The sequence below is a fragment of the Alicyclobacillus fodiniaquatilis genome (assembly GCF_042678105.1).
Taxonomy (GTDB): domain Bacteria; phylum Bacillota; class Bacilli; order Alicyclobacillales; family Alicyclobacillaceae; genus Alicyclobacillus; species Alicyclobacillus fodiniaquatilis.
In genome coordinates this window covers 188,037-212,086 of record NZ_JBHUCX010000083.1, presented here as the reverse complement: position 1 = coordinate 212,086, position 24,050 = coordinate 188,037, and the positions used below count along the sequence as shown (strand labels likewise).

The 24,050-nt window shown below is 51.9% G+C and carries 18 protein-coding genes; 12 read left to right on the top strand and 6 right to left on the bottom strand.

Translation table 11 applies throughout. The features are described from left to right. The first annotated feature begins 62 nt into the window (after nucleotides 1-62). From ACFSB2_RS20605 to ACFSB2_RS20585, 5 genes are all read left to right on the top strand, one after another. Nucleotides 63-2,063 carry an alpha-L-arabinofuranosidase C-terminal domain-containing protein gene (locus ACFSB2_RS20605; protein ID WP_377944986.1) on the top strand — a complete coding sequence of 667 codons (2,001 nt, stop codon included), beginning with the start codon at nucleotides 63-65 and terminating at the stop codon, nucleotides 2,061-2,063. An 81-nt stretch (nucleotides 2,064-2,144) separates the two neighbouring features. Then, the gene (locus tag ACFSB2_RS20600) at nucleotides 2,145-3,728 is read left to right on the top strand and encodes an arylsulfatase (protein WP_377944985.1); all 1,584 of its coding nucleotides are present in this window, start codon (nucleotides 2,145-2,147) and stop codon (nucleotides 3,726-3,728) included. Between the two features lie 145 nt (nucleotides 3,729-3,873). Then, the gene (locus ACFSB2_RS20595; RefSeq protein WP_377944984.1) at nucleotides 3,874-5,382 is read left to right on the top strand and encodes a sulfatase family protein; all 1,509 of its coding nucleotides are present in this window, start codon (nucleotides 3,874-3,876) and stop codon (nucleotides 5,380-5,382) included. Between the two features lie 38 nt (nucleotides 5,383-5,420). Then, on the top strand, nucleotides 5,421-6,779 hold the full coding sequence (locus tag ACFSB2_RS20590) for a sulfatase-like hydrolase/transferase (protein WP_377944983.1): 1,359 nt from the start codon (nucleotides 5,421-5,423) through the stop codon (nucleotides 6,777-6,779). A 67-nt stretch (nucleotides 6,780-6,846) separates the two neighbouring features. Next, nucleotides 6,847-10,377, top strand: a complete 3,531-nt coding sequence (locus ACFSB2_RS20585; RefSeq protein ID WP_377944982.1) for an ABC transporter transmembrane domain-containing protein — start codon at nucleotides 6,847-6,849, stop codon at nucleotides 10,375-10,377. 89 nt (nucleotides 10,378-10,466) lie between these two features. On the opposite strand, the gene ACFSB2_RS20580 is transcribed toward ACFSB2_RS20585, so the two are convergent. Both ACFSB2_RS20580 and ACFSB2_RS20575 read right to left on the bottom strand, forming a co-directional pair. After that, complete coding sequence (locus ACFSB2_RS20580) at nucleotides 10,467-11,534, bottom strand: formylglycine-generating enzyme family protein (protein ID WP_377944981.1); 1,068 nt, start codon at nucleotides 11,532-11,534, stop codon at nucleotides 10,467-10,469. 16 nt (nucleotides 11,535-11,550) lie between these two features. Continuing rightward, nucleotides 11,551-11,967, bottom strand: a complete 417-nt coding sequence (locus tag ACFSB2_RS20575; RefSeq protein WP_377944980.1) for a DUF1284 domain-containing protein — start codon at nucleotides 11,965-11,967, stop codon at nucleotides 11,551-11,553. A gap of 300 nt (nucleotides 11,968-12,267) precedes the next feature. Between ACFSB2_RS20575 and ACFSB2_RS20570 the strand changes: the two genes are divergently transcribed. The 5 genes from ACFSB2_RS20570 (at nucleotide 12,268) to ACFSB2_RS20550 (ending at nucleotide 17,472) form a co-directional block, all read left to right on the top strand. Beyond that, nucleotides 12,268-12,996, top strand: a complete 729-nt coding sequence (locus ACFSB2_RS20570) for a VIT1/CCC1 transporter family protein (protein WP_377944979.1) — start codon at nucleotides 12,268-12,270, stop codon at nucleotides 12,994-12,996. Between the two features lie 70 nt (nucleotides 12,997-13,066). Beyond that, complete coding sequence (locus ACFSB2_RS20565) at nucleotides 13,067-13,795, top strand: ABC transporter ATP-binding protein (RefSeq protein ID WP_377944978.1); 729 nt, start codon at nucleotides 13,067-13,069, stop codon at nucleotides 13,793-13,795. After that, on the top strand, nucleotides 13,792-14,556 hold the full coding sequence (locus tag ACFSB2_RS20560; protein ID WP_377944977.1) for an ABC transporter permease: 765 nt from the start codon (nucleotides 13,792-13,794) through the stop codon (nucleotides 14,554-14,556). The genes ACFSB2_RS20565 and ACFSB2_RS20560 overlap by 4 nt, the downstream gene beginning before the upstream one ends. 198 nt (nucleotides 14,557-14,754) lie before the next feature. Next, nucleotides 14,755-15,894, top strand: coding sequence for a GNAT family N-acetyltransferase (locus ACFSB2_RS20555; RefSeq protein WP_377944976.1), 1,140 nt, complete (start codon nucleotides 14,755-14,757; stop codon nucleotides 15,892-15,894). Between the two features lie 381 nt (nucleotides 15,895-16,275). Continuing rightward, nucleotides 16,276-17,472, top strand: a complete 1,197-nt coding sequence (locus tag ACFSB2_RS20550) for a glycosyltransferase family 2 protein (RefSeq protein ID WP_377944975.1) — start codon at nucleotides 16,276-16,278, stop codon at nucleotides 17,470-17,472. Here ACFSB2_RS20550 and ACFSB2_RS20545 read toward each other — a convergent pair. The 3 genes from ACFSB2_RS20545 to ACFSB2_RS20535 are packed head-to-tail and all read right to left on the bottom strand — an operon-like array spanning nucleotide 17,469 to nucleotide 19,411. Next, a complete protein-coding gene (locus ACFSB2_RS20545) occupies nucleotides 17,469-17,669 on the bottom strand; it encodes a hypothetical protein (RefSeq protein ID WP_377944974.1) in 201 nt (66 codons plus the stop codon). The genes ACFSB2_RS20550 and ACFSB2_RS20545 overlap by 4 nt on opposite strands. A 35-nt stretch (nucleotides 17,670-17,704) precedes the next feature. After that, nucleotides 17,705-18,220: a hypothetical protein gene (locus ACFSB2_RS20540; RefSeq protein ID WP_377944973.1), complete on the bottom strand. Its 516-nt coding sequence runs from the start codon at nucleotides 18,218-18,220 to the stop codon at nucleotides 17,705-17,707. Between the two features lie 30 nt (nucleotides 18,221-18,250). Then, a complete protein-coding gene (locus ACFSB2_RS20535) occupies nucleotides 18,251-19,411 on the bottom strand; it encodes an NAD-dependent epimerase/dehydratase family protein (RefSeq protein ID WP_377944972.1) in 1,161 nt (386 codons plus the stop codon). Nucleotides 19,412-19,649: 238 nt separating this feature from the next. Between ACFSB2_RS20535 and ACFSB2_RS20530 the strand changes: the two genes are divergently transcribed. Both ACFSB2_RS20530 and ACFSB2_RS20525 read left to right on the top strand, forming a co-directional pair. Further along, complete coding sequence (locus tag ACFSB2_RS20530; protein WP_377944971.1) at nucleotides 19,650-20,576, top strand: NAD-dependent epimerase/dehydratase family protein; 927 nt, start codon at nucleotides 19,650-19,652, stop codon at nucleotides 20,574-20,576. After that, nucleotides 20,573-21,256 carry a glycosyltransferase gene (locus ACFSB2_RS20525; RefSeq protein WP_377944970.1) on the top strand — a complete coding sequence of 228 codons (684 nt, stop codon included), beginning with the start codon at nucleotides 20,573-20,575 and terminating at the stop codon, nucleotides 21,254-21,256. The genes ACFSB2_RS20530 and ACFSB2_RS20525 overlap by 4 nt, the downstream gene beginning before the upstream one ends. 55 nt (nucleotides 21,257-21,311) lie before the next feature. On the opposite strand, the gene ACFSB2_RS20520 is transcribed toward ACFSB2_RS20525, so the two are convergent. Beyond that, the gene (locus ACFSB2_RS20520; RefSeq protein WP_377944969.1) at nucleotides 21,312-23,996 is read right to left on the bottom strand and encodes a GT-D fold domain-containing protein; all 2,685 of its coding nucleotides are present in this window, start codon (nucleotides 23,994-23,996) and stop codon (nucleotides 21,312-21,314) included. Between the last annotated feature and the right edge of the window lie 54 nt (nucleotides 23,997-24,050).

Below are 24,050 nucleotides of genomic sequence, written 5' to 3'. Positions count from 1 at the left end.
GACTTTCTGCTCGCCATCGCTTTGCTTGCATCAAATCAAATCTTTGCGAGGTGAATGAATTCGTGTCAACCACAGCAAGTATCCACGTGAATTGTTCTAAATCGCTTCACCGCATAAGTCCATATCTATGGGGAAATTTCGTAGAAGACATCCGTGATCACATGGAAGCGATGTTGGCTTATCCGATAAAAGGGATGGATTTTGAACAGGAAGCTGACGCTGCGCCAGGAGTTTCCGGGGCTTGGACGCCCATCACCAATGGCAAGACGACACATTTCAGTCTGGAACCTGCTGCGCCTAAACATTCAGGTCACAGTCAGAGTATAAAGGTATACAGCGCGGACAAAGGGTTTGCTGGACTGTCGCAAAACATTTCTGTGCAAGCGGATACAACTTACACAGTCAGCATTTACGCGCGGGCTTCTTTGGAAATCAAATCCGCGGTCATCGACTTGGTCCATCCTTCTACTGGAACGGAATATGACAGCGCAACCATCACTTTTACAAGTCATGATTGGCGAGCGTACGCAGGAAAGCTCCATGTGCCGGCAGGCTGTACACAAGCTGTGTTCAGAATTCGAGTGTTTGCAGGTGAATGGGAAGATTCCATCGTGTCAGGAATGGTCTGGTTCGATCACGTCTCATTGCTTCCAGCCGACCACGTCGCAGGGGTCAAGCGCGCTGTATTTGAGCTGACAAAAGAGCTGAATTGTGGCATGTTGCGATTTGGCGGAAATCATATCAGTTCGTATCACTGGCAACATTTTGTCGGGCCGATTGAATATCGACCATCCATGCGAAACGAAGCGTGGGGCGGATGGGCCACCAAGTATTTTGGCACGGATGAGTTGATTGAATTTTGCAGGATGGTCGGTGTAGAACCGCTGATTTGCGTGAATTTTGGTTCAGGAACGCCAGAGGAAGCCGCTTTGTGGGTGGAGTATTGCAATGGCGATGAGACGACCGCAATGGGCGCGTTGCGGGCATCGCACGGCCATCCTGAACCTTACAAAGTTCGGTTCTGGGAGGTTGGCAATGAAGTCTACGGCAAATGGCAGATTGGCCATTGTGACGCGAGGGCTTATGCGACGCGCTATCTGGCGTTCGCCCACGCGATGCAGGCGGTGGATCCGAGCATCACGCTGATGGCTTGCGGTCATGTGGAAGCGGCTTGGAATGAAACCGTATTGCGTACGGCTGGCGAAATGATGGACATGCTCACCGTACACATCTATCCAGGAATCAGGAACATGGGGCAATCATCGTCTGCAAGCAGTGTGGATGTGTTCAAAACCATGCGTTGTTTTCCCGAATACACTAGGCGCATTTTGCAGAAGGCAGCGCGCTTGATAGAGGGAGCGCCGTATTTGCGCCACATTAAGCTCGCTTTGACGGAGTATAACACGATGTACCAGCCGCAACCGGAGCGGCAGGGGTTCGCGTACGAACATACACTGCAATCCGCTGTTGCCAACGCTGCAAATCTGAATGAGTTGATTCGCGGTGGTGATCGGATCGAAGTCGCCAATTTTTCCGATCTCGTCAATGGCTGGCAGGGCGGTTGCATCCGTGTAGGCGACTATCTCGCAGATCAGAACCACGGGGAAAAGGATGACATCTGTCGTCATCATGTCGTGTATGGCACGCCGACTTATCATGTGCTGAAGTTATATGGCAACAGCGGCATTCGCCAGATGCTTTCAACTTCTGTGGCATGCGACGAGTTTCAAATCGAGGGAGAACACGCTTGGACGGATTTGGACAAAGCGCCGGTGCTGGATGTGGTTTCAGGCTTGGATGACGAGCGCGCAAATGTCATCGTGTTTGTCGTGAATCGAGGTCTGGAAGAGATGGAATGTCACTTTGATTTGGACGGTTTCTCTAGTGAAACAGGTCATGTCTGGGAAATATCGTCTGATGACTTAAATGCGCGCAACACCAGCCAAAACCCGGATGCCATCAAGTGTGCTTCTACTGAAATTTATCAGATGAAAAATCAGTATCGTTATCGTTTGCAGGCGCATTCGGTTTACAAGTTCAAGTTTCACAAGCGCAACCATTGATGCTGTCGAAGGTGTCATCAATGGCTTCATCAGGATGATGAACGTGTACCAGCAAGCAAAAGGAAAGGGGCGCGAAAACGAATGGCGAAACGTCCAAATGTCATCGTCATTTTGAACGATGACATGGGGTATTCCGACATCGGTTGTTACGGCGGCGAGATCGACACACCTAATTTGAATCGACTCGCAGCCAGGGGAATCCGCTTTACGCAATTTTACAATACTGCGCGTTGTTGTCCTTCTCGCGCTTCGTTGTTGACCGGATTGCATCCGCATCAGACTGGGGTTGGCCTGATGGTTGACGATTTGCGGCCAAACGGCTATCCCGGCAATTTGAACGAACATTGTGTGACCATCGCCGAAGTGTTGAAACAAGCAGGGTATCGCACCTATATGTCTGGAAAATGGCATGTGGCTTCGGATAAATTCAATGCAAACGACACCTGGCCGCTGCAAAGAGGGTTTGATCACTTCTATGGGATCATCAATGGCGCGGCCAACTACTTTCAACCCGGGACATTGGTGCGGGATAACACAAACATCAATGCAGAAGCCCGTGCGGACGAGCACTATTATTTCACAGATGCCATCAGTGACAATGCGGTTGATTTTATCAAGCGACATCAGCGCGTGGGTGGCGATGATCCCTTCTTCATGTATGTGGCGTATACGGCGCCGCATTGGCCGCTGCATGCGAAGCAGGCGGATATCGATAAGTACAAAGGCCGCTTTGACGCCGGGTGGGATCAGCTTCGCGAGGCGCGGGTGAAGCGCATGGTCGAGATGGGGATCATCGACGCTGCTTGGCCATTGTCAGAACGGGACCCGGCTGTCCCTGATTGGGAAAGCGCAGATGACAAAGCGTGGCGGTTGCGCTGTATGGAAGTCTATGCCGCGCAGATTGATTGCATGGACCAAGGGATTGGCCGGATCATCGAAGCCTTGGCGGAGGCGGGTGAGCTTGAGCAAACGCTGATTCTCTTTTTGGCGGACAATGGCGGATGTGCGGAGGAATTTAATCCCTCGACGGGGGAGGGCTTTATCCGCAACGGCATAGCGACTGCCCATACAAAGCAAGGCGAACGCGTGTCGTTTGGCAATGCGCCCCATCTCATGCCTGGCGCGGAAAACACGTATCAGAGTTATGGAATGGCCTGGGCAAACCTCTCAAATACCCCTTTCCGTCTATACAAACATTGGGTGCATGAAGGCGGGATTTCCACCCCTTTTATTGCACACTGGCCAGCGGGCATTCAGGATAAAGGCGCACTGCGTCATACGCCAGCGCAGTTGCCAGATGTGATGGCCACGATTTTGGAAGCGACGGCATCTACTTACCCAACACACGACAAAGGTCACGTGATTGAGCCTTGTCAGGGTGAGAGCTTGTTGCCCGTTTTCCATGCGGACCGACAAAGAGCGACGCCGCTTTATTGGGAACATGAAGGAAATGCTGCCATACGGATTGGAGATTGGAAACTCGTTCGCAAGTATCCCGGTGAATGGGAGCTATATGATATGCAGCGGGATCGCACCGAGGTTGACAATGTCGCTGAGGCGCACGTGCAAACGGTAAGCGAGATGCGCCAGCAGTATGAGGATTGGGCGCGGCGCTGTGGCGTGATCCCACGGGAACAAATACTAAATATCATGCAAAGCAAATAAAAACAAAGTGTTTCAAGGTTGAAATCCACATCCAATCGGCATAGATTTAAAGCAGAGAGACTTGGAAGACAAGCATGAACGCGAGTAGTCCCCCTGCCGACGAGGAAATGATGCAATTTTGCAGTAAACGACAGGAGATGATTTCTTGGCAAGACCGAATATTCTGCTCATTACCAGCGATCAACAACATTGGGACACCATTGGGGCGTTCAATCGCGAGATCTCGACGCCGAACTTGGATCGCTTGGTCAAAGAGGGGACGACATTCAAGCGAGCTTATTGTCCGAATCCGACGTGCACGCCTTCTAGGTCCTCTATCATTACGGGTTTGTATCCCAGCCAGCACGGCGCTTGGACATTAGGCACCAAATTGTCTGAAGACAAGCGTACAGTCGGCGATGTGCTTATGGAAGCAGGGTATCGCACATCTTTGATTGGCAAGGCGCACTTTCAACCTTTGCAAGGAACAGAAGCGTATCCGTCTTTGGAGTCTTATCCGACGCTGCAGGATTTGGATTTTTGGCGTGAGTTCTCTGACCCGTTTTATGGGTTCGATCACGTTGAACTCGCGCGCAACCACACCAATGAAGCGCATGTCGGCCAACATTATGCGCTTTGGCTTGAGGAAAAAGGATTCACCGATTGGCGCAAACACTTCCTGCCGCCGACTGGGACGATGGATAAAGCCGTGCGCCGAACGTGGGGAATTCCCGAAGAATATCATTATGACGCATGGATTGCCGAGCGAACGAACGCCATGCTGGAACAATATCAAAATGACGAGGAAAACTTCTTTTTATGGGCGAGTTTCTTCGACCCACATCCGGACTATTTTGTGCCAGAGAACTGGGTAGACATGTACAATCCCGACGATTTGACAATTCCGTCCGGACAACCGGGGGAACACGAACAAAATCCACCGCACTTTCAATTGACACAGCAGGCAGAGCCCGACTTCTCCGCTTACCGCGAAAGCGGGTTTGGTTGTCACGGATTTCACTCGCATGTGCATGATCCAGCTGAACTGAAAAAAGATGTGGCCATCTATTACGCGATGATCAGCCTGATGGACAAATACATTGGAAAGATTCTCGATAAGTTGGATGAATTAGGTTTGGCGGAGAATACAATCGTCATTTTTGCCTCCGACCATGGCCACTTTTTTGGTCAACATGGCCTGATTGCCAAAGGCGCTTTTCATTATGAGGACATGATTAAGGTCCCTTTTTTGGCCAGATATCCTGGCCACATCCCTGCTGCTAAGACATCCGATAGGATGCAGTCCTTGGTCGACTTTGCGCCGACCGTCTTGAGCTTGGCGGGCATTTCTGTGCCGCATGAAATGACAGGCGTGGATCAAAGCCGTGTATGGCTTGGTCAACAGGATATGGCTAGAGATCACATCCTCTGTGAGAACCATCACGAACCAACCTCCATCCACCTCAAGACGTATGTCGACGCGCGTTATAAAATCACGGTTTACTATGGGCAAACGTACGGCGAACTTTATGATTTGGAGGCGGATCCGAACGAGTTTCACAATCTCTGGGACGATGAGCAGTATGCCGAGTTGAAAGCGCAGTTGCTGCTCAAATATATTTGGGCCGAGCTCGGAAAAGAATCGATGTGGATGCCGCGAATCGCTAGCGCATAACTATGAAATTGATAAAGAAGCGATGGGAGGTTTTTGTATTGAGCGCACCAAGAAAGAAACAACCGAATGTCATCGTCTTTTTTACGGATCAGCAGCGGTGGGACACGACGGGGATTCATGGAAATCCATTGGGGTTGACCCCAAACTTTGACCGCTTTGCGGCGAACAACACACATGTTTATCACTCTTTCACTTGCCAACCCGTCTGTGGTCCGGCCAGATCGTGCTTGCAGACAGGGCTTTACGCCACGACAACAGGGTGTTTCAGAAATGGCATCCCGTTGCCAGCCGACAGCAAGACATTGGCGCATCATTTCAAGGCGGCGGGCTATGATACCGCCTACATTGGGAAATGGCATTTGGCAGATGGCGACCCTGTGCCAGAAGAAAAGCGGGGGGGATATGCGCATTGGCTGGCGGCGAATGCGCTGGAGTTCACGTCCGACGCGTATGATGCGGTGCTGTTCAACGAGGCATGCGAACGGGTCAAACTGCCAGGGTACCGAGTGGATGCCTTGACAGATGCGGCCATCCGCTACATCAATGACCATCAGGAACATCCTTTCTTCATGTTTGTCTCCTATTTGGAACCGCATCATCAGAATCATCGCGATGACTATCCCGCGCCGGATGTGCTCCGCGAGCAATACGCAGGTCGCTGGACACCACCGGATCTGGCAGCGCTTGGCGGGACAGCGCAGCAACATTTGGGTGGCTACTACGGGATGGTGAAACGGCTGGATGAAGCGTTTGGTCGCATGCTGGATGCATTGAAAAGCCTCGATTTGTCGGATGACACGGTTGTGCTCTACTCATCGGATCACGGGAATCACTTCAAGACTCGAAACGGCGAATACAAGCGCTCCTGTCACGAAGCTTCGATTCGGGTGCCGACGGCCATTGGCGGGCCGGGATTCCAGGGCGGAGGACGTTTGCAAGAACTCATCAGCCTGATTGATCTGCCGCCTACACTGTTGGATGCTGCAGGACTTCAAGTGCCGAGCGAAATGGAAGGCAGGTCCGTGTGCCCTTTGGTCAATCGAACGGACAAGACGTGGCCGGACGAGGTGTTTGTTCAGATCAGCGAAGCGCAGGTTGGGCGCTGTATTCGGACGCATCGCTGGAAATACAGCGTTGTAGCGCCGGACAAGGACGGAGGACGCGACGCGGGTTCTGACGTTTACGTGGAGGAATTTTTGTACGACTTGGAGGCAGATCCATACGAGTTGACCAATTTGATTGGCCTCGAATCTCACAGTGAAGTTGCTGGCAAGCTACGGGCAAGATTGATTGAAAGAATGGTGGAACATGGGGAAACAGCGCCAGTGATTGAGCCAGCGCCTTCCAGAAAGAGCGGGCAGCGTCATGTGGCGGCTCATGAAATCCCGTTTCACTGAAGTGAGAGATGGAGGATAGGAGCAGACGCGACTTATTCGGACCACGTTCCATAAGGGAGAGGATAAAATGTCTAGTACAGGTCCTCAGGTGCGATGGGAAGACACTGCGAAATCAGGTGCGGAACCGACGCCGTCATGGTTAGAGCGGTTGCGTTTGCGGAATTTTTGGTTCTGGCGCAACATCGGCGGCCCACTGCCGCATTCAGCCCCGGAGCCTTTGCGGCTCCGCGGGATTTTTCATCTCATGAGTTACATTCGTCACGTCTGGTGGGCGGCAATCGGGCTTTTGGCCACCATATTTATCTCCGGCTACCTCGGCGTGCTGCCGGCTTTTGTCATCAAACAGATTGTAAACCAGGACATCACGGTGCATAGCACAGGCCCACTGTTCAAGGATATTGGTCAACTTATCATCTTATATTTGCTCATTGCGCTGGTCAATGTGTTGAATGGCTGGCTGGGGAGTTGGTCAAACAGCCGCATTGTCTGGCGGATGCGGGAGGATATCTTTCAGCGGCAACTCTCCATGCCTTTGAGCAAACTCGTGGGCAGAGGTGCAGGACAGACGACGGTGCGGGCCATCAACGAAGTTGGCGTACCTGGCGGGGATTCGCCCGTATTCTCTGGCGTCGCGGGTATTCTGAATACGATTACATCCGCCATCAATAACATTGTGACGCTCATTTCCGCCGTGATCGCCATGTTCGCATTGAACGTCGAACTCACGCTCTGGAGTTTCATCCTGCTCCCCATCGCGCTTGTGCTCGCGGTTTGGTGGGGGAGAATCGCGTATGGCGCTGCACATCGCCAGTATGAATCGCTGACGAGTCTCACAAATTTTCTTCTGCGGCACACGACGCGGGAGCGGTCACTGCTTGACGCGCTACTGGGGCGCAGGCGGCAGGTGGCACGCGAATTCAGCGAACAGAGCCGCATTCTCACAAACGCGTCGATTTTCGAGCGCGTGTTGCCCAATTGGTACAACAATCTATTCACCATCATCACGGGCGCAACCACCGGGATCATCTGGCTTGTCGGCGGCCATCACGTTTTCGCGGGCACGCTCACGGTGGGCGTGGTCGTTGCGATGATCTCGCTGATCAGCAAACTGAATGGGCCAATCAATTCTCTCGCGGACCTGTGGTTTTCCTTTCGCAGCCTGGCTGCCATTGCCGACAGAGTGAGTCAAGATTTGGAGGATCGGTCAGGAGAAGCAGACGGACAAGAGGCGCATGCCGCAACAGCCACACCGCTCATGCCACCCTATACACTCAATGGGGCTACACTCTCAGATGAGCGCGGAGCAACGTTGGTGTCGAATTTCAACTTCACGTTGCACGCTGGGGAAGTATTGACCGTTGTGGACTCGTTGCTGCCAGAAGACGGCGCGTGGTGCTGGGCCGCCTCGTTTGCAGGCTGGTTGCCGCTCGCCAAGGGCGCGCTTGAAGTAGGAGGCGTCCGGTTGGATGGGGTTGATGCAGCGCGACATCGCGCAACCATCTCTCTAGTCAGTAGCGCGGTTCCAGTTGTCGGGATGACATTACAACAACTCTGGCAGGCCACAGCCCCAACGAGCGATGAGCAGATTTGGAGAAAAGTGTGGAAGGACACGGTGGATGACGCCATCGCGTTTCCTCGCTTAGATCTGGACTTAGATGACGAAATATTCACACCAGTTGTTCGCTTTGCGGCGAATTTGGTCGCTGCGCAGTTGCGCGGCACGACGGTGTGGGTCGTTGTTGGCGAACCGGATGGGGTAGAGTGGCATTGGGCGAAATTTGGGAAAGCGGTCATACGAATTCAACCTGCGCCAACACAAGTGGCTGCCGGTTCTCGTTATTTGATCCGGCGGCAGGATGGCTCAGTCATGTTGGATCCGGCGCTGGAAGTGGCGGAAGCATGCTTGACCGCCGCAGTAGCGCAGAAGGTCGTTCAGCCGGTCAAGCTGGGGTGGTCGCCTAGCATCTTGAAGGGAGACGGTGCTGGCTGGTGGGCCTCGATGGGGTTGCGCCGCAATGCGACCAAGGAGACTGGCCGTTTTTTTGTTCCGTTCAAGTGGCTGTTTGACTACATTCGCCGTTATTGGGTGTATTGGTTGATCATTTTGGTGCTCGGCGAGACGTTGGCCACGTTCGGGCAGACGCTCAGTCCCCTGTTCTCGAAGAATATTCTCGACAACGGCATCACTGACCACAATCTAGGCGCGTTGAACATCAATGGCTTCCTCATCATTGTTTTTGGGGTCATGCAAGGGATATGCAACGCGCTGTTTGTCACCTTGTTTGTGCAGTCGGGCGGCAAACGGATGTGTGGCGAAATCCGCGAAGATTTCTTCGCGAGTCTCATGCGTGCGCCGATAAACTTTTTCCGAAAACATGATTCTTCGGAGATTGCCACACGGGGGATCAACGATATCAACGCGATTTTCAGCGGCACGGATCAGTTGATCAAGGTGCTGACATGGCAGATTATACCGAATATACCGGGCATGGTCTTGCTCTGGACCATCGGTGGAGCGCGATATGGTTTTCTCACACTGTTGGTAGATTTGCCGTTCATCGCATTGACCATTTGGGTGGCGCGGTTGAATTCGTTGCTCCAACAAAGACTTTTCCAAATCGTGGGCGCGCTGTTCAGCGAATTGCGGCAAATGGTCAGTTTGCCGCGAGCCACACTCGTGCGCGCAACTGGTATGGAATCGGAGCAAACCGCTGTGATGTCCGCGTTAAATCACCTGATTTACCGATTGGGGCTCGTGCAATCACTGCGAACAAACTGGTATGCCACGGTCAGTACGATTGAGGGAAATGCGTTGACCGTCGTCTTCTGGTTGGTCGGTGGCTTGGCAGTCATCCACGGTCATTTGACCCTGGGCGTTTTGACCGCCATCATGACCTATTCGCAGTTGTATATTGGCCTCGGTGGGGGCGTCAGCAGCTATGTGACCATTTACGGGACACTGGCCAATGTGGACCGTGTCGCAGGATATGTTGACACCGCCGTGGATGTAAGCGCTGTGAAGGCGGATCGGCTGACTGACACAGATACACAAACTGCCACCCAGGGAGATAATCATGTACTGTCGATGACACCCGGAACGGTTCAACGAATACATGGGACGCCGCAATATGTCGCCGATATGCGCGATGCGATGCTGCGTTTGCGGCCTGTCGCAGGCATGGATGTCCGCGTAGGCGCGGTGCACGCGCATGATGTCGATCCCGACACCTGGCGCAAGACCGTCGCTTGGATCACGTTGGACTTTCCTTTTGCGGGGGCGTCCGTGCGTGAATTGCTGGACTGGACTGCCACATCAGCGCAGGCGCTCGCAGAGGCCAAACGGTTTTTGCACGCGGATGGCGAGAACGCCGCGCTTGATGTCCCAGCCGATCGTTGGACGCAGGGAAGGAAACCTGAACAGATGCTGCAGCTCTTGGGCGCGCTAGCCATTGCGCAACAAGCACGCTTGGTCATCGTGGAAATACCCGCAGCTTGGGCGCGTCAAGCTGAGGCGTTGATTCAATCCTTGTCGTCGTATTTGACCGAGAGTGCAATGGTGGTACTAGAGGCTGACGGCGAAGATGAACGCCCGGCTTAGCCATTCAGCATGAGAGGCATCCTAAAATACCCGTTGTCATAGCAAGAGCAGTTCTGCGCAGATGTGCGTGGAACTGCTCTTTTTCTGCTTTATGAATGAGTGTCCGTCACACAGCGGAAGCCAGTATGGCCCGCAGAACTGTCGGGGGTATTCGAGCTGCGCGCGGCCACTCTGTATCGATTGCAGTAAGAGTCATGGCAGAGATAGGAGCCACCGCGAATGATTCGATTCATGCCCTTCGCGGGCCCCTTGGGATTGCGGAACGCGCTCCGCCGATAATAGTCGTTGGCAAACCAATCTGCACACCATTCCCAGACATTCCCGCAGACGTTGTGCAGTCCATAGCCGTTTGGTTCAAAGGCATCAACAGGGCAAGTTCCCAAATACCCGTCCGATCCGGTGTTTTTCTGCGGGAATTTCCCCTGCCAGATATTGCAATGATGCTGCCCGTTTTGGCGAAGGATGTCTCCCCAAGCGTATCGCTTTTGCACAAGGCCACCTCGTGCGGCGTATTCCCACTCGGCCTCAGTCGGCAGGCGCATGCCCACCCATGCGCAATAAGCCATCGCATCATTCCAACTGACGTGTACAACAGGGTGATTCAATCTGTCGGCAATGTCGGAATCTGGTCCCTCTGGCGTCCGCCAGGTGGCTCCTTTCACGGCGATCCACCAAGGCGCCTGCGAGGAATACTGGGTGATCTCGTCTAACAGACTGGCATCGAGAAAGCTGTAAAATACGAACGACCAGCCATATTTTTCAGCGTCTGTCTGGTAGCCAGTAGCATCTACAAACGCCGCAAATTCCGCATTCGTCACTGAGTGGCGCGAAATGTAGAACGCGTCGAGCGACACCTTGTGGACTGGACCTTCGCCGTCGGCCGGAAAACCTTCATCGCTGTCTGTGCCCATGAGAAACTCGCCCTTGGGGATGTAGACCATGTTTTCCAGCGTTGGTTTGGTCTTTGCAATGTTCATTTGAGTGGATGAGGGAGAAGCATGCGCTTGGACAACTGCTCCTGCCCCTTCCTGTTGGTTGTCAACCGCCAAGCTCTGACGAGAAGTCGTGCCACAACATGGGGCGGGTGGTTGGTTGTCAACCGCTAAACTCTGACGAGAAGTGGTGCCACAACATGGAGCGGGAGAATTTTTCGTCATGTAAATGCCTCCTTCATCAGCGGATAAGAGGCAATCCTGCCCCTGATTTGATTTGTCTTACCCCTTGCTCACACACGCCATAGGACAACCAAGCGCATTTGCTGCACAAACGAGGAATGTCAGCAGGCTGCATGTCTGCAATCAGGGCATCCTCTAGTTCTTTCCAAGTTAACTTCTGTCCAACTTTAAGTCCTAGTTTGCGAAGAACGGCTGCGTCGTGATCGTAAACAGATGTATTTTTACAGTGATAAGGTTGATTGTCAGGAAATTTACGACACAATTCGTCCGGACCGAGCACCAGTAAGATCTCGGTTTGCGGATTGTTCCGGAGCGTCTGGTGAATGCGCGTCATGTTCTCGACGTATTCCTGTGAATATCCCATACCTTGGTAACCCAATAGGCATAATAGGTGATGTCCGCGCAGATGAACCATAGGTACATTCCCCACATGAGTCATGACTTGTTTTAAGCATATCGGATTCTGATAATTTGTCCAGTTCATATCAGGGTTGATAGCGCGTTTGGCGGGAGCGGCTGAATGTATTTTGGACAAGCTTACGACGATAATTTTTGTTTCCTAACAGGCCGTTTTTGTACACATCACAAATGGTTTTAGTGGTCGATCACAATGGAAGCTCAAGTCGATGAATTGGAAAAATTTCGGTTGACTAATATTTACATATGACAGGATAATGGCTTCATGGGAGGCTTTTGAACAGGAGGGGAACAAGTGGTGACCGTATCTGTAATCGCACAGTTAGATAATATATTGAATCGGAAAAAACAGAAACGCGCGCCAGGATGGCTCGGTGACGCCATTTACGGGGTCAATGATGGTCTCGGCGCGATTTTCGGCATCATCGCTGGTGTCGCTGGGTATACCCCGAACAGTCATGCCATTTTGGTCGCTGGCTTTTTTGGCGCTGTGGCGAGCACGTTGTCGATGGGTGCTGGGGCATGGTTGTCGACAAAGTCGAAAAATGAACTGATGGAGAGCGGATTTCAAAAAGCGCAGGAAGATATTCGTCGCAACCCAAGTCACGAATGCAAATCATTGTCACTGATATATCAGGAAAAGGGATTTTCTGAAGCAGAAGCGGAACACATCGCCCAAACCATTGCATCTGACGAAAGCAGATTTTTGCAGGCAATCGCGCAAGAAAAACATGGATTGCACGAATCGAGTCGCGGGAACCCGTGGTCTTCGGCTGTTTTCGCCGCATTGTCCACTTTTGTGGGGGCAATCGTACCATTGCTTGCATTTTTCTTTATGCATGGAGAAGCGGCGCTTGTGGCTGCGGCGGCAGTCAGTTTGTTCGCCCACTTTGTCGTCGGCGCGGCCAAGAGCGCTGTCACGGTGCGTTCGTGGTGGGCAAGTGGCATAGAGATGACATTGGCTGGCGTCATCGTCGGCGCGCTTTCCTATATCCTCGGCGTCCTAGGCAATGTCATGCTCGGATGAATCAAAGCAACGCGGATGGCGCGGCACCAAGGTATCATGTTATTTCTAGGGTAGAAGGAGCGAGGCATTTATGGCGACGACAGCCATTCGCTTTGAGCAAGTCCATTTCGAAGTGGATGGTCATCCATTGTTGAAAGAGATTCACGCAAATGTGAAAGCTGGCGGCATTACGGCACTGATTGGCCCATCTGGCGCAGGAAAGAGCACACTATTGTCCCTGTGCAACTTGCTGCGGACACCCACAGCGGGGCATATATATGTCGATGACAAAGAAGTGAGGGACTGGGACATCCAAGTGCTGCGCCAAAAAGTAGGTATGGTATTTCAGTCGCCGACGATCTTCCCGGGGACTGTAGAAGATAATTTGGCGTACGGCCTTCGGTTGCATGGCAAGTCATTGGCGGATGGCGTCAGCTTGTTGCGGGATGTGGGGCTGTCGGAAGATTTGTTGCAACAGGCGGCCGATGAACTGTCCGGTGGGCAAAAGCAGCGTATCGCGCTTGGGCGAACACTTGCGATGGAGCCGCAAATTTTATTGCTCGACGAGGTGACCTCTGCGTTGGATGTCCACGCAAAACAGGAGGTTGAGCGGACCATCCTCGCGTTGCAGAAGAAAATCAATGCGACCATTCTCTGGGTGACCCATGACTTGGCACAGGCAAAACGAGTCGCGGAGGATGTCTGGTTTATGCAAGATGGGCAATTAGTGGAGTCCGCGCCTGCGGACGATTTTTTTTATGCACCAGCAACCAGTGGCGCAAAGGCGTTTTTGGAACACATGGAGGTTACAGAGCAGTGAGCTTTTTGACGTTGGCATTCACATTGGCGTTTGTCGTGGTGGCGCTCGTCCTCTCCTTGTGGCTTAAATTGGGCGTGGAACGGGATCTCGTCATTGCCACTGTGCGAGCAGCCATCCAGTTGATTCTCGTCGGTTATATCTTGAAGTTTGTCTTTCAGGCGAATAACGCAGTGCTGATTCTAGCGATGGTCGGTGTGATGATTCTTGTTGCGACATTGAATGCGCGCACCCGGGCCCGTTCTATTCCTGGGGTGGGTTGGCGGATTGCAGCGGCGCTTGTCGTGACAGAACTGGTTACGCAAGGTTTGCTCATTGGTCTCAAGGTCGTGCCTTTTGAACCGCGGTACGTCATTTCCATCAGTGGTATGATCATCGGGAACGCGATGATTGCCGCTGGTGTATTTTTAAACCGTCTGCAATCCGAGGCCAGCAACAAAAGGAATGAAATAGAAGCGGTCCTGGCCATGGGCGGGACGCCGCGGCAAGCGATTTACCCTCATTTAAAACAGGCGATTCGAGCTGGCCTGATTCCAACCATCGATTCCACCAAAACCACTGGGCTTGTCCAATTGCCAGGGATGATGACTGGCCAGATCATTGCAGGTGCTGATCCGGTGCAAGCCGTTCGGTATCAATTGATGATCCTTTTTTGTATTTTGGCTGGCGCATCCATCACCAGTATTTTAGTAGGCTTTTTGACATATCCACTGTTGTTTACCCGCTTCCAGCAACTCTCGCACCGGGTTTTTCGCGCGCCGTGATCGAAAAAGAGGACGGCAAGTCGAAGGTACGTATACATAGCGAAGCGTTTGGCCAAGGGGAAAGTGCAGCCTATGAAAGTCGGCTGCAAAAAAACGATCATCTTGCGTTGAAAAGGAATTATCGTAATAGCTGGGGAAGTTATGAATGGTCATTACTTTTAGATGAGATTGGTCACTGAAGGAGGGAGGTCAGTCACGATGGAACAGGTTGAAGTTCGATTGTTGCAGCCTGGAGAGTATCCAGCTGCTGTTGCATTATCAGATGTCACATTTCGCGATGTTTCACAAAAATCAATGGGAAGCGCGTTTCCAGCGATTTTTTCGCCAGCGCTGTCTCAATGTTTTGGCACGTTTGTCGACGGGAAATTGGCTGCTTTTATGGGACTGGTGCCGTCAGTGGTGCATGTAGGACCCTCGCGGTTGATGGTGTACTCCTTAGGGTCTGTTTGCACACATCCGAATTATCAGGGCAAAGGGTACGCCAGTATGCTTTTAGCTCAGGTCCAGAACTTCATTAGACAGGCAAATGCTGCGCTTCTGCTGGTTTCTGGAGAGCGTTCTTTGTATACGCGCGCCAATTGCTTTGCGTTCGGTCAAGTGTCAGAAATAACGCTTGAAGCGGATTCAGATGCGATCACGGCGGCTGAAACCGACATTGTCATCCGGGAACTAGAATCGAGGGATTGGCTTACGGTGCATGCATTGGCAAGTGGGCGTGCAGTGCGCTACGAACAAGGTGTTTGGGAAATGGCGACGCTGGTGGAATCAGAGGCGCATGCGAGCTGTGTGCATCTACGGCATAAAGCCTTAGTGGCCGAGCGGGATGGAGAACTTGTGGCGTTTGCCATCTTGGCCTTGCCAGAACGAGAGAATCAGCCAGGGCTGGCAGTGGAGTGGGGCGGAGATGCGCAAGGCGTCGCAGCGATTTGCCGCTTTGCCACGGCGACATCCGGATTGGCGCGTTTGGTCGCGCATGTGCCTTGGCATGAAGCAGACCTTATCGAACAATTGACGCAGGGGCCACATCAAAGCAAACAGGCGCATAATCAAGGAACGCTGTATGTGACAGATGTTTCCTTGCTGCTGACGCAGATGAAGGCCTATCTGGCGGAAAAGGATCCCGTATTGTCAGCGCAGCTTGCTGTGGAAACGGACGAACAAGGCGCATACCACTTGACCTTAGGAACTGAAAAAGTTGTATTGGGGGCAGAGGATTTGATTTCCTTTTTCTTCAATCCGACCTGGGAAGCGACAAAAGCCAGCGATGAGATGGGAAGACTGCGCCAAAAGCTTTTTCCGCTGCCCTTTCCGTACACAGCTGGGCTGAACTACGTGTAGGAAACACAGCTTTTCATATCGTTTCCCTCTAAAGTTGGTATCTTGGCCAGCGCCATTCGCGTTGCTTCGATTGGCGGATGTTTTTCGCGATGCCGTTGGTGTGAGACACATCACGCATCGCGGCCCGTTGAAGTGGCATTTTGGGACGCGCTCATCCTTTGGGTGAACGCGTCCCAAATCGTGTGCGGCTGTCTGACCATCGTGCTGTTCACATACACGACACCTTCCATGTTTACATATCGCATTGGGCGCGATGATATGGCACCAAAACTGTCCTGGTTTACTACCCTGAGAATAAAGTCGGCACATGGGCGAGCGTCATTCGTGAGTTGATGCCTATGTATTCAATGCGATCACGTCAAAGCAAAGTGGAGTATGCGCATGAAAGATAATGTGTCTGTTTTAAAGATGATCCTCGGCAGCAGCAGGGGGTCAATTGCCGCGTATTGCGCGCACGCGGAGGCCCGAATTGCCCGTATTGACACGCCGTGGGTTGTATGGGGTGGGCCTTTTGACACTTGGCACATTGAACATCCGCATGTGTTGGAGATGCTTCTGCAACATCGTTGTCAGGATGTGGATGTCGTCGAGATCGAGCAAAAAAGTAAGGATAATCCTGCAGGCAGGGCGACGGTGGGCAGGCCTGTGCTTTGGCGGACAAAGACGCTGCAAAAGCTACTCAGTCAAAACCCGCCAGTCATTCCCTCGCTGCAGTTTCTGACGTACGATTTGGCCGCACACATTCCCCTTGAGGCGCACGCGCGCATTTCGCAGGCGGAAAGTGGCTTAAACCACAATCGAGCACAGCCGTTGGTTCCGACAGACGAGGCGCATGCGCTGATCTTGCCTTTGCTGTCAACGCAAATAAACGCAAACCCAGTCACCGCAGACATTAAGGTGTCCGTCATCACTTGCGCCTACAATAGAGGCGCAGATATCAGTTGGTGTATCCGATCGGTCATGGCCCAATCCGCAGACAATTGGGAAATGCTCATTGTCGACGATGGTTCCACAGACCAGACACCAGATTGGTTGCGGGGGGTAGCACATCCCCGTATACGCATTTTGCGCAATGAGCAGAATCTTGGTAAAGCGCGTGCGCTCAATCGGGGATTGGCCGCGGCCAACGGGGATTATGTGCTTGAGCTAGATGCGGATGATTGGTTGACACCGCATGCCGTGCAAGCACTATCCCAGGCAATGGACGAACGTGACCATCGCGTTGGCATGCTCACCGGACAGCATCACCTATGGTATCGTGATAGGCGAAGAGATCTGTATTACCGCGGTCTTTTTGGTGGTGGGCAGTACTGGAAATTTGACCGCAAAGAGGCGCTGCCCCCCATCCCGCGCTTTTATCGTGCCAACGCCCTACGGGCTGTCGGTGGCTGGCCAACGGATGATCTGTCTTCCGGTCGCCTGTTCGAGGATATTGCAATTTGTACGAATCTGCTCAAGAAATATCAGATTGATACACTGGAAACACCTTTATATCATCGCGTCATACACGCGCAAAGCATCAGCCAACAAAATACGGATAAATATCCTCATTGGGCAACGCGTTGGTTTGCTGATTAAACGAGAATGCGCACAAAGTCGATGTTGTTCGTCAAAATGTTGATGATTTGACCGGAACCGCCGTATGTCGTGGCGGTTTGCTGGATTTCAATCAGCCCGGTTTGAACACTGATGAGTGTGCCGCTCACGAGTTCGTTTGGAACCATGATTTCCGCTGATTTGTCGATATACGTTGACAGCATTTGTTGAAAGTTCATCGCTCTTGTCCTCCTCTTTGCCAGTGGGCCTTGGATTAAACTTGGACCGTTGTGATTTTTGCGAAGGGCACCACCAGGAGATCCCCCGTGCTCTCTTGCAATAAAACGGCGTCCGTACCCACTTCCACAACGGTTCCACTGACCGTGCCGCCGGGCGTGGAGATGGTCGCAACTTGATTGATTGCGCTTTGCAACAGATCTTGCAGTCCTGGAAATGGCGTAATGCCGGTTTCAATTTCCGTTTCGAGTTGTTGGACAGTGGTGCTTAATGCGCTCACTTCTTGTTCGAGTGCCGTCTGTGTCGTGGCAAGTTCGTTGATTTCAGTCTGCATTTCGTTTTGCGAAGCTTTCAGTCTATCAAATCGATGTTCCGTTTTTTCTTGCGCTCTCGCCAGATGATGCACCTCTTTTTGCAGTTCACGGATGCGTTTGGCGATACGCCCCTCCACACGTGGCTGGCGAAACGGTTTTTTGCGTTTAATTACAATACTGCCTGTGACAATGGTGCTCGTGCGAATCGCCTTGTCGGTTCGCGGATCTGCTGGCTTCATGACATCATGACCTCCTAAATCGATTTTGTGTCAGTTTGACGAAGCAGATATAAACCTGTCTCGATATGCCTTCAGTACGGACTTGTAGGGCATCAACGTGTCCAGCATTGAGTCAATGCATTGTTCCATGGACATGGGCTTTTGTGGCAATAAACAGGTTTGAAAACGTTCGTGTGCCATTTTCATCGGGTGTTCTTCGCGTTCTGTACGGGGATTCGTCATATGCGTAATTTGAACGTTCATATTTTTGCGTTTGGTGACGTTTTGGAGTGCATTGGCAAGATCCACTGGACTTGCGAGATGCGTATATTGGTTGTAAATAGACAATTCCTCCGTTGGGCCTTGTAAAACGAGTTGCACAATGGAAGTTGCAGCCTCTTCGAGTGGAATCATCGGTTTCTTTTGATACCCTTTGCCGTACACCGTGATGGGGCAGTCAGCCAATGCTTGGGCAACGAATCGGTTGGGCAAAACCCCAAAATAGAAATCAAAATCGAAACGGGTTGACAGCCGTGGGTCAAGTTTGGTTTCAGTCGTATCTGCTCCAAACACGATTGCCGTGCGCAATTCGCTGATAGGCAAACCCCATTGGAAATGGGCCAATCGCATGTTGGCGGCGTCTTGGCATTTGCTCATGTGATACCACGATGTGGCCATGGCTGGATATGGAACCCGCTCCGGTTTATTGTTCCAGCCAAGCAACGTGATATCTCCTTCTGGGATATCCATCTCTGGTGCGCCATAGATTCCTGTCGTCGTCGTTTCAATGAAATGACATGTTTTCAAGTTCAGTTCATACAGTCCCCACAAGAGATTGCGACACATCTGGTTGTTGTTCTCTTGGGTGAAATTCGCCCGTTCACCGTTGATTTGTGAATAGGGCGCAGATGGTTGTGCTGCGAGATGAACAATGGCCCTAGGCCGATATGTCTGCAGTAGCAGATAGACTGTATCCCTGTCGGTCAAATCTGCTTCCAGCATGGATATATTGGAAAACCCACAAGCTGCAGCGCTTTTCACTCGTTCTGCAAGAGATTCAATCGGTGTCGCAGAGACGCTCCCCACTTCTTCCACCCATTTTCTGCGAGCGAGGGAATCTACGCCGACAATCCGTTCTTCAGGAAATGCAGCGCTCAATTTCAGGAGCGTCGGCCAGCCTAAATATCCATCAGCACCTGTCATTAAAATCATCTGTGCACCTCCCTTATGTGACGGTTGTTGTGCAGCTAGGCAAAAGTCAATGCGAGATTGATGACTACTTTGTTCCGTCCCACCTAGCTTATTGAGAGGAAGCGCAAGATGCCTGGACGACTGGCCTGTGTACGTCGCAAATTGGCGCAAATTGGCGCAAACAAGGCTTTTGCCCGCGCTGTTGTCACACTTTGGCATAGCTTGTGCTAGGGGAGTGTTTTGTAGAGGAGTGTTTCAAGTGATTTTAATAACTGGCGCAAATGGTTATATCGGGCAGGCACTGACAAACAAACTGCATGATTTGGGAATTCCTTGTCTGCCAACAGATATTCGTGGTTTGACGAATGCAAATGTGAAGATGGACGAACTGGATGTCACAGATGCAAAAGCATGGACAAGATATTTGCAGGCGCACAAGGAGATTGATACGATTGTGCATCTTGCTGCCGAAAGTTACATTGACAGATGTGAGGCGAATCACCAGGCCGCATTGAAAACCAACGTCGGTAGCGTGATACACATGTTGAATGCGGCGGCAGACGCAGGTGTTCAACGCATCATCTTTCCATCGTCGTTCACTGTGTATGGACCGGACAATGTCGAGATCGAAGAAAGTTCACAACTGCATCCGAAATCCTTGTATGCGCATATGAAAGTGTGGGCAGAAAATCTGTTGGATCACGCCCATGCCTCCAGCGGGTTAGAGGTGACCATTTTCCGTCAATCGAACATTTGCGGTGTCGGACCGGTTGCAAAGCCGACCGTTGTGCAAACGCTGCTGACCCGCTGGCAAGCCAAAAAACCAATCACCATTTTTGGCGATGGCGTTCAGATGCGAAATTTTTTAGATCTTCGCGACTGTGTCAACGCGTATCTCTTGGCGATTCGCCAGCCAGTCTTGGGCACTTTCAATCTGGGCGGACCGAGCACCTTGTCCATTGCCGATCTCGCCAAGACCATCAATCGGATGGGACAGGCGCGATGTGGGTATGAAGTGCCGATTGATTTTGCAGAGAAAAAACGGCAGGACATTGAACCACAGGCGTTGTCTTGGACCGCTTGCGGCTCAAAATTGGAGAGCTCGTACGGTTTTCAGGCCAAATATACGATAGAAGATACGATTGAGCAGATGATGACACAGATGATGGGGATGGATGCGCAATGAAAGATACAGTCAGCGTCATGATTCCATGTTTCAACCATGGCCATTTTCTCGCTGAAACCATTGAAAGCGTCTTGGCACAGACCAAGGCGGTAGACGAAATCATCGTGATCGACGACGGTTCGACAGATAGGACCAGTCAGGTGGCCAGTTCGTACCTTGATGCCATTCAGTACGTGTACAAGGCGAATGGCGGCGTGTCCACCGCTTTGAATGCGGGGATTCGTCGCGCCACAGGAGACTGGGTCTGCTGGCTGAGCGCGGATGATCTATTTATGCCAAACAAAATCGAGAGACAACTTGAGTATGTGCGCGTGCATCCGAACGTGGGGTTGGTTTACACGGATTTTTACATTGTAGGGGAAGATGCGAACGAGATCATCAGTCGGGCGAGATCGTCCACTTTTTCCGACCGGAAGACATGGGAAGAACAACTGTTGAAAACAGGTTGTTTGTTCAATGGATCAACCACGATGATTCGCAGGACGCTGTTCTACAAGGTAGGGTTGTTTCATCCAGAATTGCTGCATTCGCAGGATTACAACATGTGGATTCGCCTAGCTGGGGCGTGCGATTTCGGGTTTGTGCCTGAACCTTTGGTGAAGTATCGGTGGCACAAAGGCAATGAGGAGCACAGGGAGAAACCGAATGAATACAGGGAACGGGCGCGGCAATTGCGCTAAATGAGCAGACACAAATCGACCCCAAGGTAACCACAGTTACTTTGGGGTCGATTTGTCAGTCGGTTTTGTGAATGCGGCCATTCAACCATTGTACGCCATAGAAGCAGCGATTCGCATCGCGGATGGCATCCCCGATGTCCAATGCGATTCTCCCAAGTTCGGATTTGATCATCTGCATGTAGAGCAGCGTTTCGACACCTCCGGACAACAGGGCAACATCAAATTGCGGACATGCTCTGATTTGTTTGATGACGCTTTCGCTCGTTCCCTGAGCTGCGATGGCCCCCCAGACGGTATAGCCATTTCGCTGCAGAAAAGCCATGTCCGTCCTCGCAGTGTGCGAAACGACGAGCAAGCGTTTGTCTTTGAGCCACAGTGGTAGAAAACGTCCGAGATGGTCGTATTGCAACTGCTCCAAGGCGCCAGCGTCCACCCACTCTCTTGCAGGGGATATGGAGCGAATGTCATTGATCATCCGCATGGCGGACGCATGGTCTTCCAGGTAAGGAACGCCTAGGATGTCCACATTCCGAAGCGCCGGCAAATACAAGTTTCTGTAGGCGCGGTAGTTCAATTTCACCCATACTGCATAATCGAGCATGCGCACGGACAAGGGGCGCTGTTTGCGAAAGGCATCGCGCAGTTGCGCTGCTAGCCAAAGTGGATGGCGAACGGTGGGTGTTCCTTGTTTTCTCTTCTTTCTCGCGGCATTTTGAATCCAGATGGCGGGAAACGTGTAGAGTGGCATTGCCGCCGCTTCGGGCATCAATTCATTTACCCCTTCTTGATAGCCAGTTTGCACGTCTAGGGCCAGTGATTTCTGATGTTGTGACAAATGGCGATTGGTCATCAGGTTTTCGTGCAGGATATGTCCTTCGAACGCCCGGATGCCAGTCACCCATTCATCAGCCCCTTTGCCGATGTCGATGGCGACGACCTGACGTGTTTGCGCCAAGCGCGCGCAAATCGGAACGGATGCGGCGCCTGCCGCAACTAAGGCGAGATCGAAATGAAAGGTGGCGGCTTTTTGTACGATGCGTTCGACATCTCTTACACCACGCACCGGGGAGAGGGCAGCTATCACCTGTAGACCATGCTTTCGCAAAAATGGCATCAAACGCAGGCTTTCGTTGCCGATGCACAGGATGCGCAGGGCAGGGCGACGCAAGATTTTTGCCAGTTTGCCTGATGCGATGAGTTTATAGGCTGCCGTTGAATCACACCATTGTTGGGCTGCCAGAGCAATGTCGTTGGCTGCAAGGACGTCGAGCAGCGGTCTTTGCGTGAGGCCATGTCGCAAAATGGGCAACCCGATGACCGAGGCAGACTGGATTGCGTCCAAGAGTTGCGCGCGCTCCTCGTCTTCATTTGTTTTTGTTTTGGCATAACCGGCATTCTCGTATCCTTTTCGCGGGATGTCGAGATAGGGCACCACCACGTCGCGCGCAACGCCTAAAAAGCCGCATTCAGTATCACCGAGACTAATTAATGAAAAACCAGTACCGTCGTTTAACGCCGTATCAATTTGCTGTTCGATGTCATTGACGCTCAAAGTGCGCAGTTGCGCGTTGGGCGCTTGTTCTTGTCCGCTTTCGGCGATGATGTCGGCCAGTGATTTGTCGAACGGCAGATCAATGAGATGCGGCCACAATTCCTGTTTTGCCATTCGTTTCGCATAGGTGAAATTTTTTAATGGCACACTGTTGACGGCCGTATGCAGCACAATGGTCGGTCGGTTTTGCACAAATTTGTACAGCGCATCATTCAATTCCGTCGCATATCGTTCCCATGTGAATTCCTGCGCTTTGCAGAGCGCCTGCTCTTTCATGCGGCCCCTGTCTTCTTCGCTCATTCCCTCAAGTGCATACAGGATGGTTTTGGCCAAGCGGACGGGATTTTTGATGGGCGTTAAAAATCCAGTTTGTTGGTGGGTGATAAAATCAGAGACGCCGCCGCAATCGGTGGATACAACCAGCGTTTTGCAGGCCATGGCTTCCAAGACGGGAAAGCCAAACGATTCAAACCAGGACGTGCACACAAATAAATCGGCCTCTTGATATAACTTTGCCAGTTGGGCGTCTGTCAGCGATTCGTGTATGCGACATGGCAGTTGCTGTGTGTCTAATCGATTGTCTGTGCAAACCATATCGATATGAAGTGGATGTTTGGCTGCGCTTGTGACGATTTTCATCGCTTGCACAAAATCCTCGTAGCCCTTAAACGCGTAGCCTGCGTTTGGGTCACGCGCGATGTAGCAGATGCGCTTGGTTTTGCGATGAGGGTGCTGCGCTTGGTTCGGTGTGAAGACGGACATATCGACACCAGGGTGAACCACAGTGCTGTCTTTTTGGCATCCCTCGTAAATTTGCTTTCGATGTCCTTCAGATATACTCAAAATGGGTATTGGCAGCATATATGTGTCCAGGCTATTCGTGGCATCTGGCGTCCAAAGCGGTTCGAATCCAGCGCTAAATCGAATGCACTTGGTCGGTGCAGCCTCATAGGCGGCGTGCACGGTTGTGTAATAGTTTGGCATATACACATCAGCGCTCGGCATGGATGCAGAATCCAATGAACGAACCCGCTGCACTTGGGCGGTCAGTGGATAATCAATCGGCTTTCCTTCTGGAATCAGGACGATGACTTCGTGCCCTGACGCGCACAACCGATTTGCGGTTTCTGCTAACAGGCGACAACCGCCTCCCAGATGAAGGCTTCCCACAGGTATGACAATTCTCAACATTCATCTCCCCTAAAAAACCATCAATATCAAAATATCGTACGCAGCGAACCA

Excerpts from the sequence above, each read along its gene's own strand:
- ACFSB2_RS20600 (WP_377944985.1), top strand. The coding sequence starts at position 2,145 with ATGGCGAAACGTCCAAATGTCATCGTCATTTTGAACGATGACATGGGG.
- ACFSB2_RS20585 (WP_377944982.1), top strand. The coding sequence starts at position 6,847 with ATGTCTAGTACAGGTCCTCAGGTGCGATGGGAAGACACTGCGAAATCA.
- ACFSB2_RS20580 (WP_377944981.1), bottom strand. The coding sequence starts at position 11,534 with ATGACGAAAAATTCTCCCGCTCCATGTTGTGGCACCACTTCTCGTCAG.
- ACFSB2_RS20575 (WP_377944980.1), bottom strand. The coding sequence starts at position 11,967 with ATGGTTCATCTGCGCGGACATCACCTATTATGCCTATTGGGTTACCAA.
- ACFSB2_RS20565 (WP_377944978.1), top strand. The coding sequence starts at position 13,067 with ATGGCGACGACAGCCATTCGCTTTGAGCAAGTCCATTTCGAAGTGGAT.
- ACFSB2_RS20555 (WP_377944976.1), top strand. The coding sequence starts at position 14,755 with ATGGAACAGGTTGAAGTTCGATTGTTGCAGCCTGGAGAGTATCCAGCT.
- ACFSB2_RS20550 (WP_377944975.1), top strand. The coding sequence starts at position 16,276 with ATGAAAGATAATGTGTCTGTTTTAAAGATGATCCTCGGCAGCAGCAGG.
- ACFSB2_RS20545 (WP_377944974.1), bottom strand. The coding sequence starts at position 17,669 with ATGAACTTTCAACAAATGCTGTCAACGTATATCGACAAATCAGCGGAA.
- ACFSB2_RS20540 (WP_377944973.1), bottom strand. The coding sequence starts at position 18,220 with ATGAAGCCAGCAGATCCGCGAACCGACAAGGCGATTCGCACGAGCACC.
- ACFSB2_RS20535 (WP_377944972.1), bottom strand. The coding sequence starts at position 19,411 with ATGATTTTAATGACAGGTGCTGATGGATATTTAGGCTGGCCGACGCTC.
- ACFSB2_RS20525 (WP_377944970.1), top strand. The coding sequence starts at position 20,573 with ATGAAAGATACAGTCAGCGTCATGATTCCATGTTTCAACCATGGCCAT.